Genomic DNA, 12875 nt, shown 5'->3' on the forward strand with positions numbered 1-12875 from the left:
CTATATGACACAAAGTGTCATAAGCAAGCATAAATCGTCGCTTCCTTGATGGAATAACTGCTGCGCATGTCTATCCGTTTGAAATTATTGAGAAAAAAACTTGGCGTAACGCTTGAGGCACTGGCCGAAAAATCCGGCATGACCAAGAGTTATCTGTCGAAGGTCGAACGCGGGTTGAACACTCCGTCGATTGCGGCCGCGCTGAAACTGGCGAAAGCGCTGAACGTGAAAGTCGAGGAATTGTTCTCCGAAGACAACGTCAGCCTCGACAGCTACAGCCTGGTGCGCAGCCACGAACGCCAGTCACTGGCGGCCAATGATCAGAGCCCGGGCTATGCGGTGCTGGCGCATCAGGTCAGCGAACGCAACCTGCTGCCATTCATCATCTACCCGCCGAGCGAATTCACCGACAAGACCTTCAAGGAGCATCTGGGCGAGGAGTTTCTGTTCGTCCACGAAGGGCAGGTGGAAGTGGATTTCATGAACGAGCGGGTGCTGCTGGAACGCGGCGATGCGCTGCATTTCAATGCGCAGAAACCGCATCGGATCCGGTCGGTGGGCGAGGTGCAGGCACAGTTGCTGGTGGTGGTGCACAGCAGCGAAGAATGAGTTGGCCCCAAAAGCTTCGCGAGCAAGCTCGCTCCCACAGTAGTTCGCGTTCCAATGTGGGAGCGAGCTTGCTCGCGAAAGCGTCAGTCCGGTTTACATCAAACTTCGACGGGCACCGAAAGCTTCGGATTCCCCAACGCATGCGTCTTCGCATCAAAGAACCGCAACGCAACCCCGGTGCCCTCGAACACCTTCGCGTAATGCCGTTTCTGATGCTGGATGAACGCCGCACTGCGCGGATAAATCGAGATCGCCACGTTCGCCGGTTTTGCCAGCTGCAGCGCCCGCACGATGTGCGCATCCTGCTCGCCCAAGGCATGACCGAAGATGCACAGGTTCTGCGCGTGCCCCAATAACTGCTCATAACAGAACGACAGATAATCCGAACTGCGAATGGTCTTGAGCTTGTCCGCGCTCGGCCCTTCGGTGACGAACAGCGGCACATCATCCAGGGTCTTGATCGTATTGTTGATCGCGAAACTGCCGAGCAGGGTGCCCTCGGTCGAGGTCAGTTTGCGCGCGGTGCCGTCCTGATTGCGCACCAGGTGCAGACCGCCGTGCAGGTACAGCAGACGCGGTTTGGCGCTGGCGCTTGCGCTCAGATCGAAACTGGCGTCGGGGCCGTTGAACAGGTCGTCGATGGCTTCGCTTTTGTGTTGCAGCGCCCAGTAGTTGAGCAGGTCGTAATTGGTGGTGAACACCGTGCGATAACGCGCCAGCTCGTCGTTGAGCGTCGCCAGCGTCGAGGCCTGCACAAGCCGCCACGGAATGTGCACCGCGTGCACGGTGTTGATCAGCGCTTCCTTGATCGCGTAGTAGCGATTGCGCGGTGCGGCGGAACTCACGGCCAGTGCCTTGTTGACCCGGCTGGTGGTTTTCAGCGCGCCGAGCACCTGCTCGAAGCTGCGCGTCTGCATTGCATCGAACACGCTCAGTTCCGACGGGCTCAAAGGTTTCTCTTCCACGGTGCGCGCGTTTTCGAACAGCGAGTCGTAGCCGAAATCGTCCCACACCGCGCGGCTGGCGCCATTGCCCACCAGCAGACCGTTGAAGTCGGCGGTAGCGCGCAGGGCGTTCCAGTCTTCGAGGGTGGCATCGACATCCAGAAAATCGCTCATTGCTTGGCACATCTCAAAACATAGGGGCTGATGGACGGCGACTTTATCACGAGCGGGCATTGAGCCAGATCAACATCGGTGGTGACCGATCGGTCGATCCTGTGCACATCCGCCGGATCGGAGCAGTCGATTCGGCCCCAGTCAGGAGACGCGCATGAGCAGCACCTTTTTCATTCCGGCGGTAAACATCATGGGCAACGGATGCCTCGACGAGGCCATGGTTGCGATCCGCAACTACGGTTTTCGCAAGGCGCTGATCGTCACTGATAAGGGGCTGGCCAAGGCTGGCGTGGCAACCATGGTCGCCGAGAAACTGGCGATGCAGGACATCGATTCGGTGATCTTCGATGGCGCCAAACCCAACCCGAGCATCGCCAACGTCGAGTCCGGTCTGGCGCTGCTCAAGGACAGTCGCTGTGATTTCGTGGTGTCGCTGGGCGGCGGTTCGCCCCATGACTGCGCCAAGGGCATCGCCCTGTGCGCGACCAACGGCGGGCAGATCCGCGACTACGAAGGCGTCGATCAATCGAGCAAGTCGCAGCTGCCGCTGGTCGCTATCAACACCACCGCCGGCACCGCCAGCGAGATGACCCGTTTCTGCATCATCACCGACGAGTCACGCCACGTGAAAATGGCCATCGTCGACCGCAACGTCACGCCGCTGCTGTCGGTCAACGACCCGGCGCTGATGGTCGCCATGCCGAAAAGCCTGACCGCCGCCACCGGCATGGACGCGCTGACCCACGCCATCGAAGCCTATGTATCGACCGCGGCCAACCCGATCACCGACGCCTGCGCACTGAAGGCCATGACCCTGATCAGCAACAACCTGCGTCTGGCGGTGCGTGACGGCAGCGACCTTGCGGCGCGGGAGAACATGGCTTACGCGCAGTTCCTCGCCGGCATGGCGTTCAACAATGCGTCGCTTGGCTACGTGCATGCGATGGCGCACCAGTTGGGCGGTTTCTACGACTTGCCCCATGGCGTGTGCAATGCAGTGTTGCTGCCGCACGTGCAGACCTTCAACGCGCTGGTCTGCGCCGAACGCCTGACCGACGTCGCCCACGCCATGGGCGCGGATATTCGTGGGTTCAGCCCGGAAGAGGGCGCCCAGGCGGCGATCAACGCGATCCGTTGTCTGGCCAAAGACGTCGAGATTCCGGGCGGCCTGCGTGAACTCGGCGCCAAACTCAGCGACATCCCGGTGCTCGCCACCAACGCGTTGAAAGACGCGTGCGGTCTGACCAACCCACGGGCGGCGGATCAGCGGCAGATCGAGGAGATTTTCCGTAACGCGTTTTGAGCAGGGTACAGCCTCGACACGTTCCGAGGTTTTTCGCGCCACCTCTGACGCCATCGCGAGCAGGCTCACTCCTACAGGGGAACGCATTTCAACTGTAGGAGTGAGCCTGCTCGCGATGGCTGTCTTCCAGACATCGAATAACCCTCTGGATTAACCGACTGCTGCTACATTCCTCTCAAACACCCCACCAAACTGAATCAACACCACCCCGCCAATCAACAACAATGCCCCCAGCGCGCGCGATAACGTCAGCTGTTTCTCCACCAGCCCGAACAGCCCGAAGTGATCGAGCAGCATCGACGCAATCACCTGCCCAGCCAACGCCAGCGCAACAAATCCCGACGCGCCGAGCTTCGGCAGCAACATCACCGCCAGCGCCACAAAACACACGCCGAACGCACCGCCAGCCCACATCCACAACGGTGCCTTGCTGATAAACCCCAGCGACGGCAGCGGCAGGCGCAACGCCAGAATCACCGGCAACAGCACCAACACACTCACCAGCAACGAGGCCAAGGTTGCCCATAGCGGATGCCCGAGGCCCCGCGCCAGATTGCTGTTGATCGCACTTTGAAACGGCACCACCGCCCCGGCAAACGCGGCCAGCAGCAACAAACCGGTCCACTGCAACGTACTCATGATCACTCTCCAACAGGTTTCGCTGGACTCTACGGTATTCGTCGCGCAGATTTAAATTCGGTTTTGTCATACAGAACATGCACAAGATGAATGATCTGCGCCGTATCGATCTCAACCTGCTGGTGGTCCTCGACGCCTTGCTCGGCGAGCAACATGTCACCCGCGCCGCCGAGCGTCTGCACCTGAGTCAACCGGCGGTCAGCCATGCGCTGGCGCGTCTGCGCGACTTGCTTGGCGATCCGCTGCTGGTGCGCGCCGGTTCGACGCTGGTGCCCACGGCGCGGGCGCTGGAACTGGTTGCGCCACTGGGCGAAGCGTTGGCCCAGGTGCAATCGCTGTTGGCGCCGAACACTTTCGATCCGGCCACTGCGCGGCGGACCTTTCGCGTGGCGATGTCCGACTACGGCGCGGCCATCATCCTGCCCGGGCTGATCCGTACTTTGCGCCGAGAGGCGCAGGGCATCGATCTGCAGATCAGCCATGCCAGCCGCGAGGGCATGCTGGAGGGTGTGCTCAACGGTGACATCGATGTGGCCGCCGGGGTGTTCCCGGAAATGCCCAACGAGTTGCGCAGCAGCGTGCTGTTCGAAGAGCGCTATGTCTGCCTGCTGGATCGTCGCAGCTTGCCGGCCGACGGAGTACTGGATTTGCCGACCTACCTGTCGCGCCCGCATGTGTTGCTGGAAATGCGCGGCAGCGGCACCCCGGAAATCGAACGGGCGCTGACCTCATTGCGCGAACGCCGCCGCGTCGCCATCAGCCTGCCGCACTGGAATGTCGCGCCGCAGTTGATCAGCGGTACGGATTTGATTCTCACGGTGTCGTCGCGCAGCGTGCGCGAGATTGATCAGCAGGAACTGATTGTGCTGCCGCCACCGTTCGAGATCGCGCCGTTCACGTTTGTGTTGGCGTGGCATAGGCGCCGGGGTGGGGATCAGGCGTTGAACTGGTTGAATCGCCGGATTGAGGAGGGGATAGTGCGCGGCTGAAAACGTTATCAAGGAGTGGGGTGTGACAGTGAAGTCTGGATGGATCGGTTGGGTGGCCCTGAGTGGGTGGTTGATGGCAGGGCAGGCGTTCGCCGAATGCACGCCGCCAGCGGTGACAGGACAGTGGAATATTTCGGTCTGCAAGGATTGGCCTGTGGATCCGCCCCTGACGATCAATGCGATAGCAAAGTTTGATCCGGATCCGGTGTACGCCCATGGCGACAGAATTGGCACTTACGATCTGGATTTATCCCTCTCGTCAGCCGACAACTTGAAACCGCTCGCTACTTATCATCGATCGTCCGCATTCCAGACTGACGCCTTCGCGCTGGAGAGCCTGGAACTGGACACTGCGCGCTACAAACTCACTTCTAACCTTCGTGCCTTTGGCGTCCGGGCAATTTTCAAAGGATCTTCGCGCGTCAATCCTCTGGATGAAACCCAGCTGTCGCTCTATGTGAAAGAAGGCGGCAAACTGCGTCCGGTACTGGATCGGCTGCTGGTTTACAGCTTCAGCGGCGAGTGGGATGGCAATTGCGCAGGCGAACGTGCGACCACTGTCAGCACGATCGAGATAGGTAAAACAAGCTCTCACGGATTTGCCGATCTGATCGTCAAATCGGTCACCACCAGCGTGAGTGGCGAGGGGTCGCCGGACAATTGCGAAATGAAGACCACGAGCAATAAACCGGTGCTGACCACCCTGCACTACGACGGACAATCCTACGTTTTGCCAAACGGTTTCCAAGGCACATAACCCGCCAGCCAGACACGACACTTATCAAGGAAGAACCATGCTTAACCCCACCAGACTCTTGATCGCCCTCGGTTTCCTGGCCATCACCACCCAAGCCCACGCCGCCTGCACCACCAAGAGTTTCGACGGCAAATCCATGTCGCGCTGCAATGTCTGGCCGGCGTTTCCGAGTCAGGCGATTTCGGTCAAATCCACCTATCTGGCCGATTCCGGTAGCGACGATGCCGGGGCGTTCGATCTGGAACTGGCGCTTCTCAACGCGAGCAACGCCAAACCCATTGCCACCTACCGTAAGCCGGGCGCCTATAACTCCGATGCCGTGCGCCTGGATGATGTGCGCATCGACACGGCGCGCTACCGATTGACGCCGGATATCCGCGCCTTTGGGTTGCGCGCGAAGTTCGCGCACAGTTCCCAGGCCATTCCCTACGAAAAAACCGATCTGGCGCTGTATGTGCGCGAGGGCGACGAGTTGCGTCCGGTGCTTGAAGGCCTGGTGGTCTTCAAGGACAACGGTGAGTTCGTAAATGACTGCGAGGGCTACAGCAAAAAAATCCGCCGGACGCTCGAGATCGCTCCGACGAGCCACAATGGTTTCGCCGATCTGATCGTCACCACCAGCGGCAGCAAAATGAAAAACAAAAAGACCGGCAATCAGTGCATATCGACAAACACCGAGCTGAAGAAAAAGCAGATCACCCTGACGTACGATGGCCAGCAGTACAACGTCCCCGAAGACCTCAGAGGTTACTGACCCATGCTCACCGGCCTCAACCACCTGACCCTCGCCGTCAGCGATTTGCCCCGCAGCCTGGCGTTCTATCGCGATGTGTTGGGTCTGCGCGTCGAAGCCACATGGGATGCCGGTGCGTATCTGTCGCTGCCGGGGCTGTGGTTGTGTCTGTCGCTGGACGTACAGCGCAGCGCCGAGCCATCCGTCGACTACACCCATTACGCGTTCAGCCTCGCCGAGGCAGATTTTCCCTCGTTTGTGCAGAAGCTAAAAGCGGCGAACATACGGGAATGGCGCGACAACCGCAGCGAAGGTGCGTCGTTCTACTTACTGGATCCCGATGGTCACAAGCTGGAGGCTCACGTCGGCGATCTGGCTTCGCGACTGGCAGCCTGTCGGTTGAAACCGTACTCGGGCATGCGATTTTACGACGCGTCGTGATCAGACACATTGGGCTGATATAGACTGGCCATCATTTGTACTGGCGACAGCAGGTTTTTCATGACTCCATCGCTGCTAATGGCCGTTCTGGCCTCGGGTTTCATTTACGGCATCACGCCAGGGCCTGGCGTTCTGGCGGTGTTCGGCATCGGCGCGGCGCATGGCCGGCGGGCCGGGGCCGGGTTTCTTTGCGGCCACCTGCTCGGTGATGTGGTCTGGTGCAGCACCGCGTTGATCGCGATCGTCGGCGCCCGCGAGATCGGCAGCACCGCGTTCGACGTACTCGGTGTGCTCAGTGGCTTGTACCTGTTCTGGCTCGGCTGGCGTGCAGTGCGGGCCAAACGGCGCAGTGATGATCAGCCGCAAGGCGCAGCGCGTCAGCCGTTCTGGCACGGCATCCTGTTCGGCCTGACCAATCCCAAGGCTTACCCGGTGGCGGTGGCGACCTTTACCGCGCTGCTGTCGAGCCGCGCCGAACTGCTCAACTGGTCGATGCTGCCGGCGCTGATCGCCCTGAGTTTCTTCGGCGGATTGCTGGCTTACGCTATCTTGATCGGCGTTGTCGGCGCCCAACGGGTACGCACGCTGTATCAGCGCCATGAGCTGATGATCACGCGGTTGTGTGGCGTGATGTTTATCGGTTTTGCCATCAATGCGCTGGTGCATGCGCTGCCGGGATTGTTGCCGAACAAGGCTTGAAGTTGTGTGCAGGGATGCGTGAACAAAGGGTCAGGGATGGTTGATCAGTGCTGCATTGTCCGGACATCCACGCTGAACCATGGAAAGCCGAAATTCCGCGCCGCTGGCGAGTTACATGGACCTGTTGCTGGATGCCGTCTGTGCGGTGGACAGGCAGGGCCGTTTCGTTTTTGTCAGCGCCGCCTGCGAGCGTATTTTCGGTTATACCCCTGAAGAACTGATCGGCCGGTCGATGATTGAGCTGGTGCATCCCGCAGACCGCCAACGCACCCTCGCCGCCGCCCACGACATCATGGGCGGCGAACCCAAGCACAATTTCGAAAATCGTTACGTGCGCAAGGATGGCCGCATCGTCAACATCCTCTGGTCCGCACGCTGGTCGGAGGTCGATCAACTGCGCATCGCCGTGGCCCGCGACATCACCGAGCGCAAGCAGGCGGAATCGCGTCAGGCTGCGCTGTATGCGATTTCCGAGGCGGCGCATGTCGCCGAAGACTTGCTGGCGCTGTTCAAGCGCATCCACCTGATCATCGGCGAATGGTTGCCGGCGCTGAATTTCTCCGTGGCGCTGTACGACGAGCACTGTGCGCAGCTGAATTTTCCCTATCACGTTGACGATCACGAATTGCAGCCCGAGCAACCGGGCACCGTCACCGGGCGTTTGTGTACGGAGGTCATCCGTAGCGGTCAGCCGATTCTGCTGACCCCGGACAGCCCCGACGCCTCGCCCGACTTCGCCGCGCTGGTGGCGGGGCAGGACTCACCCTGCTGGCTCGGTGTGCCGCTGAATTCGAAGAACGGCACCATCGGTGCGCTGATCGTCAAAAGTCTGCCGGGCGGCGAGCGTTACACCGAGCAGGACAAGGAACTGCTGCAATACGTCTGCGCCCAGGTCGCCACCGCCATCGAGCGCCAGCAACTGCACGCGCGGCTCAAACGCATGGCGCAATACGATCAACTGACCCAGTTGCCCAATCGCGGGTTGCTCAAAGAGCGCCTCAAGGCCGCGTTGGCCGCTGCCCGCGAAACCTCGGGAAACATGGCGCTGCTGTACGTCGATCTGGATCGCTTCAAACAGGTCAACGACACCTTTGGCCATGCGGTCGGCGACATGCTGCTGCAAACGGTGGCGAGTCGGCTCAAGGGCTGCGTACGCGACGCCGATACCGTGGCGCGCATCGGTGGCGACGAATTCGTGGTGCTGTTGCACAGCGTTCACGCCGCTGAAGACGCCGACATCGTCGCCGGAAAAATCCGACAGGTGCTGGTGCAGCCGATGCGCCTGGACGGTCACAACCTGCACATCGAACCGAGCATCGGCGTGGCCCGCTATCCCGAACATGGCAGCGAGGAGCAGCAACTGTTCCGGCATGCCGACCAGGCGATGTACACCGCCAAACGCCTTAACCATCGGGCGGTGGATAGCTGAACCAGTGCGCGCCGTTCGTCGCGGCGCGGGCAACTTTTCTAAACCTTTGGCAGTCCGGCAATTCTCAATTTAGGCGGGCACCTGCTCGCCAACGATCAATACCAAGAGGAAGAGAATCATGCCTAATTCAAGAAACTCGAACTCGGGAAACTTCGCCAACGATCGAACGAAGGCGTCTGAAGCCGGTCGCAAAGGTGGGAAAACCACCACCACGACGGTCGACAAAGAGCCTGCGAAAACCGAAATGGGCCGCAAGCCAGCTCAGAAGTCGAAGTAGTCGGTGAGGTAGTTTTGATTGAGAGGCGGGGGCGCAAGCCCCCGCTTGAATTTGCAGAGATAGGAGGGCGCGACCATGAGCCGGATGGCCACCCAGATACGTCGTTTCAGTTTTGCCACGCTGTTGGGATTGTTCGCTGGCAGTGCATTCGCCCAGTCGCCTGCCGACTTCATCAACGATGCGTCCGCCAAAGGCATGGCCGACATCGAAGCCAGTCGTCTGGCGCACCAGAAATCCGAATCCAAAGAGGTCAAGGATTACACCATTGTCGTGATCAATGACCGCACCACGGCCAACCAGCACCTGGCGAAGATCGCGAAAAAACTCGATCTGCCGGTCGCACCCCGTGAAGAAATCGCCGACAAGGCCAAGACCATGATCCCGCAGGTTAAAGACGGCGAAACCTTCGATCAGGCCTACGCCGCGAGCCAAGTGAAAGCGACCGAAGAAGCGATCCAGCAGATCCAGCAGGAAGCGCAGTCGACCGACGTGCCGGAAATCAAGGCCTTTGCCGACGAGACACTGCCAAAACTGCAAAGCCATCTGGAAATGGCGCGAGCGCTGCAAGCCAGCCGCTGATACTACCTGCTAATCAAAAGATCGCAGCCTGCGGCAGCTCCTACATAGAACGGTGTAGGAGCTGCCGCAGGCGGCGATCTTTTGCTTTGTTCAACTTTACTTAGCAGTCATTCAAATCCTGCTTCGGCTTGCTCTTCTCCCCCAGCCCATCGAGATTGAACACCTCGCTTTCCCCCAGGCTGCGGTAATGCTTGCGCAACGCCTCGAGTTGTTTGAGATCCAGCGATTCCAGCCCGAGCATCGCGTTCTGCGCTTCTTTATTCACCCGCAGCAACTCATCAAGCTTCAGGTGCAGGATGTCGGTATCGCGGTTCTGCGTGTTCTGGATCAGGAACACCATCAGAAAGGTGATGATCGTGGTCGAGGTGTTGATGATCAGTTGCCAGGTGTCATTGAAATGAAAAATCGGCCCACTCAACCCCCACAGAAAAATCAGGATCAATGCGCCCATGAACGTTTTCGGGCTACCGGCCCAGAGAGCCAGGGTCTGGGAGATTTTCGCGAATTTCATTGCGGTGTTCCTTATTGGGAGAGCTTGAAATTCAGACATCCGGGGCGTGATGAAAATTCTACTTACAAATGACTCCTGCCAATAATTGTGAAAGCGGAGACATCCCTTGCAATGAGTCGCTCTAGAACTGCGCGCAGCGCTGCCTGTATCGTGACGAACCGCAAGAATGTCCCGACAGGAGAACGCAATGAGTTGGTCCGCCAGACAATACGTAGCTTTCGAAGATGAACGCACCCGCCCGGCTCGTGATCTGCTGGCGGCGATTCCCACGGTTCAGGCGCGATCGGTGGTCGATATCGGTTGTGGCCCGGGTAACTCCACCGAACTGCTGGTGCAGCGTTTCGAGCAGGCGCAGGTCCGAGGGCTGGACAGCTCGGCGGACATGATTGACGCGGCGCGCAAGCGGCTGCCGCAGTTGCAGTTCGAGGTCGCGCAAATCGTTAGTTGGGCGGATCAAGGGCCGTTCGATGTGATCTTCGCCAACGCCGTGCTGCAGTGGGTGCCGGATCACGCGACGTTGCTGCCGGCGTTGGCGGGTAAGCTTTCGGACGGTGGCAGTCTGGCGATCCAGATGCCGGACAACCTCAACGAGCCTTCCCATCGACTGATGCGCGAAGTCGCCGCCAACGGCCCATGGGCCGCGAAACTGACCGGCGCCGCCGGGCAGCGCACCGACATGGCCAGTGCCAGCGATTACTTCTCGATGTTGCGTCCGCACTGTTCGCGGGTCGATGTGTGGCGCACCACCTATCACCATCAACTGCCGGGCGGGGCGGCGGGGGTGGTGGAGTGGTTCAAGGGCAGTGGTTTGATTCCGTTTCTGAGCCCGCTGAGCGAAGAGGAGCAAACGCAGTATCTGCAGCAGTATCTGGCTGCAGTTGCCGAGGCTTATCCGGCGTTGCCTGATGGTTCGGTGCTGTTGCCGTTTCCGCGGCTATTTATCGTCGCGACTCGCTAAGGGCAAACAACAATTCTGTGGCGAGGGAGCTTGCTCCCGCTGGACTGCGAAGCAGGCCCAAGGTCTTCGGGATACTTCGCGCCCGAGCGGGAGCAAGCGCCACAATGCATGTTTCGCGAGTTAGCGCTGCACCGCCACCAACATCATCATCGGCCGCTCCCGCTCTTCCGCCAGCGCCGGTTGCGCCGCCACCTCCGCATCGCTCGGCCCCCATTCGTTGACATGGCGAATGGCAAAACCCGCCGCGATCAACGAATTCAACAGCGTGCCCATCGTGCGATGCTGCTTGATCACCCCGTCGGCCAGCCAGTGGGTCACCCGCTCGCCTTCCATTTGATAACTGTCCAACGGCCAGCGCTTGTGACCGTCGCTGTCGACCAGCCAGCCCGGATTGCGCGGGGCCATGAAGATCGGGTGTTCGATGGAGAACACAAAATGCGAACCCGGTTTCAACGCCGCGTACAGACGAGCGAACAACCCTGGCAGATCCTTGATGTAATGCAGCGCCAGCGAACTGTAGGCCAGATCGAAACTGCAGGCCGGCAAGTCGAGATGTTCAAGGTCGGCGCGTTCATAGCGGATGTTCGCCGCCGCAGTGGTTTCGCACGCCCGCTCGAGCATCTTTTCCGAGACATCCAGCCCCAGTACATGGGCGGCACCGTGCTCACTGGCCCAGCGGCTGAACCAGCCATAGCCGCAGCCGAGGTCGACCACATGCAAATCGTGTATCGATGGCAGCAAAGCCTTGAGTGCCGGCCACTCCGGCGCAGCATCGAGGCCGCCGATTGAACGGTTCATCTGGCTGTAACCGTGAAAAAATTCGGGGTCGTCGTAAATGTTTTGCGTCATGGGGGAAGTGCTCTTTTGAGTTCGGTCATCAGCGGCAAGGTGGCCGCGCCATGGAGTCCCTCGAAAGTCAAAACGCGTATTCGTCGATGGCCGCGCAGGGGGAGGGTGGTGGGTGATGGAGAAATCCTGGCAGAGAGCCGGGTTTGCATTCAACCTTGCTGCAAGACCTTCAACGCTGCCGAAGCCAGAAACCCCGAACGACTTTTCTCTTCCGGGTGATGAAGCACATATTCATCAATGCGGTTGAGCAGATAGCCGGGCAGTGTGATGTTGAGTTTCTGCGCCTTGCCCAGGTATTTGGTAACGTCGATATCAACCACAGCCCAGGCACAACCGGCATACTGCGGGTTCACTACGTGCACGCCAAGCTTGCTGGCTGGCGGGATCGGCGCACCGTCCTCTGCCAGGATTTCGAAATGACCCTCAATGGCTTCGCGAGCCATCGCGACGGCATCATCCAAATCATCCCCGGCAGAAAAACAGCCGGGTATATCCGGCACTTCCACTCCCCAGGCATGTTCTTCATCACCTATTGAAATTGCGATCGGGTAAAGCATGTTCGTGAACCTCCTGGACGCTGTCGGTGGCGTGAGTCAAAGCAGCGCCTGTTTCAAAATGCTGATGGCCGTTTTTTTAAGCAGGTCCTTCTTCGGATGCGGCACCGTCACCAGACCGGGTTTGATGGGATGTTTGAAGTGATGATGACTGCCTTTGACCCGCACCAGATACCAACCGTCTGCGACGAGTTGACCGATTAAAAAGCGGCTATTCACAACACCTCCTTGTGGTGTGCTTGGTGGGTACTATAACTACTGATTTTTTTTGATCAACACTATAACCACCGAGCGGTCATCGTCCTTTGATTGGCTCGGTGGCAAGGTCCAGTCTAGGCTGGGGCTTCGCGTTGGGATGATGGGTGTGTTGCAGGCCTTTACGGGGCACTGCGGATAAATCCCGGACACAAAAAAACCGGCCCTATAGGCC

Annotated in this window: 17 protein-coding genes; 11 read left to right on the top strand and 6 right to left on the bottom strand. The window is 59.4% G+C overall.

Annotated features, from left to right (window positions below; all coding sequences use genetic code 11):
* The first annotated feature begins 66 nt into the window (after window positions 1–66).
* Complete coding sequence (locus PMI25_RS01190; RefSeq protein WP_003222480.1) at window positions 67–609, top strand: helix-turn-helix domain-containing protein; 543 nt, start codon at window positions 67–69, stop codon at window positions 607–609.
* Window positions 610–707: 98 nt separating this feature from the next.
* Here PMI25_RS01190 and PMI25_RS01195 read toward each other — a convergent pair whose 3' ends face one another.
* Window positions 708–1727 carry a DUF4917 family protein gene (locus PMI25_RS01195; protein WP_007963233.1) on the bottom strand — a complete coding sequence of 340 codons (1020 nt, stop codon included), beginning with the start codon at window positions 1725–1727 and terminating at the stop codon, window positions 708–710.
* Between the two features lie 154 nt (window positions 1728–1881).
* On the opposite strand from PMI25_RS01195, the gene yiaY reads away from it, so the two are divergent.
* Window positions 1882–3030 carry an L-threonine dehydrogenase gene (yiaY, locus tag PMI25_RS01200; protein ID WP_007963235.1) on the top strand — a complete coding sequence of 383 codons (1149 nt, stop codon included), beginning with the start codon at window positions 1882–1884 and terminating at the stop codon, window positions 3028–3030.
* Between the two features lie 150 nt (window positions 3031–3180).
* Here yiaY and PMI25_RS01205 read toward each other — a convergent pair whose 3' ends face one another.
* Window positions 3181–3669, bottom strand: coding sequence for a DMT family transporter (locus PMI25_RS01205; protein WP_007963238.1), 489 nt, complete (start codon window positions 3667–3669; stop codon window positions 3181–3183).
* 77 nt (window positions 3670–3746) lie between these two features.
* Between PMI25_RS01205 and PMI25_RS01210 the strand changes: the two genes are divergently transcribed.
* From PMI25_RS01210 to PMI25_RS01240, 8 genes are all read left to right on the top strand, one after another.
* On the top strand, window positions 3747–4658 hold the full coding sequence (locus PMI25_RS01210) for a LysR substrate-binding domain-containing protein (protein ID WP_007963240.1): 912 nt from the start codon (window positions 3747–3749) through the stop codon (window positions 4656–4658).
* A gap of 22 nt (window positions 4659–4680) precedes the next feature.
* Window positions 4681–5415 (top strand): hypothetical protein, encoded by a 735-nt coding sequence (locus tag PMI25_RS01215; RefSeq protein ID WP_007963241.1) that lies wholly within the window; start codon window positions 4681–4683, stop codon window positions 5413–5415.
* Between the two features lie 37 nt (window positions 5416–5452).
* Complete coding sequence (locus tag PMI25_RS01220) at window positions 5453–6169, top strand: hypothetical protein (protein ID WP_007963242.1); 717 nt, start codon at window positions 5453–5455, stop codon at window positions 6167–6169.
* Between the two features lie 3 nt (window positions 6170–6172).
* Entirely contained in the window at window positions 6173–6589 is a 417-nt protein-coding gene (fos, locus tag PMI25_RS01225; RefSeq protein ID WP_007963244.1) for a fosfomycin resistance glutathione transferase, read from the top strand.
* A 60-nt stretch (window positions 6590–6649) separates the two neighbouring features.
* Complete coding sequence (locus tag PMI25_RS01230; protein ID WP_007963245.1) at window positions 6650–7288, top strand: LysE family translocator; 639 nt, start codon at window positions 6650–6652, stop codon at window positions 7286–7288.
* Window positions 7289–7367: 79 nt separating this feature from the next.
* Window positions 7368–8717 carry a sensor domain-containing protein gene (locus PMI25_RS01235; RefSeq protein WP_007963246.1) on the top strand — a complete coding sequence of 450 codons (1350 nt, stop codon included), beginning with the start codon at window positions 7368–7370 and terminating at the stop codon, window positions 8715–8717.
* A 118-nt stretch (window positions 8718–8835) separates the two neighbouring features.
* Window positions 8836–8994, top strand: a complete 159-nt coding sequence (locus PMI25_RS27790; protein WP_003222499.1) for a KGG domain-containing protein — start codon at window positions 8836–8838, stop codon at window positions 8992–8994.
* 75 nt (window positions 8995–9069) lie between these two features.
* Window positions 9070–9573 carry a DUF4142 domain-containing protein gene (locus PMI25_RS01240; protein ID WP_007963247.1) on the top strand — a complete coding sequence of 168 codons (504 nt, stop codon included), beginning with the start codon at window positions 9070–9072 and terminating at the stop codon, window positions 9571–9573.
* 100 nt (window positions 9574–9673) lie between these two features.
* On the opposite strand, the gene PMI25_RS01245 is transcribed toward PMI25_RS01240, so the two are convergent.
* Entirely contained in the window at window positions 9674–10084 is a 411-nt protein-coding gene (locus PMI25_RS01245; RefSeq protein ID WP_003222503.1) for a low affinity iron permease family protein, read from the bottom strand.
* Window positions 10085–10271: 187 nt separating this feature from the next.
* On the opposite strand from PMI25_RS01245, the gene tam reads away from it, so the two are divergent.
* A complete protein-coding gene (gene tam / locus PMI25_RS01250) occupies window positions 10272–11042 on the top strand; it encodes a trans-aconitate 2-methyltransferase (RefSeq protein ID WP_007963248.1) in 771 nt (256 codons plus the stop codon).
* A gap of 120 nt (window positions 11043–11162) precedes the next feature.
* On the opposite strand, the gene PMI25_RS01255 is transcribed toward tam, so the two are convergent.
* The 3 genes from PMI25_RS01255 to PMI25_RS01265 all read right to left on the bottom strand — a co-directional run bounded on the left by PMI25_RS01255 (window position 11163) and on the right by PMI25_RS01265 (window position 12664).
* The gene (locus tag PMI25_RS01255; protein WP_007963249.1) at window positions 11163–11891 is read right to left on the bottom strand and encodes a class I SAM-dependent methyltransferase; all 729 of its coding nucleotides are present in this window, start codon (window positions 11889–11891) and stop codon (window positions 11163–11165) included.
* 149 nt (window positions 11892–12040) lie between these two features.
* Window positions 12041–12448 (bottom strand): type II toxin-antitoxin system HicB family antitoxin, encoded by a 408-nt coding sequence (locus PMI25_RS01260; RefSeq protein WP_007963250.1) that lies wholly within the window; start codon window positions 12446–12448, stop codon window positions 12041–12043.
* 36 nt (window positions 12449–12484) lie between these two features.
* A complete protein-coding gene (locus PMI25_RS01265) occupies window positions 12485–12664 on the bottom strand; it encodes a type II toxin-antitoxin system HicA family toxin (protein WP_007963251.1) in 180 nt (59 codons plus the stop codon).
* Between the last annotated feature and the right edge of the window lie 211 nt (window positions 12665–12875).

The sequence above is a fragment of the Pseudomonas sp. GM30 genome (assembly GCF_000282275.2).
Classification (GTDB): Bacteria; Pseudomonadota; Gammaproteobacteria; order Pseudomonadales; family Pseudomonadaceae; genus Aquipseudomonas.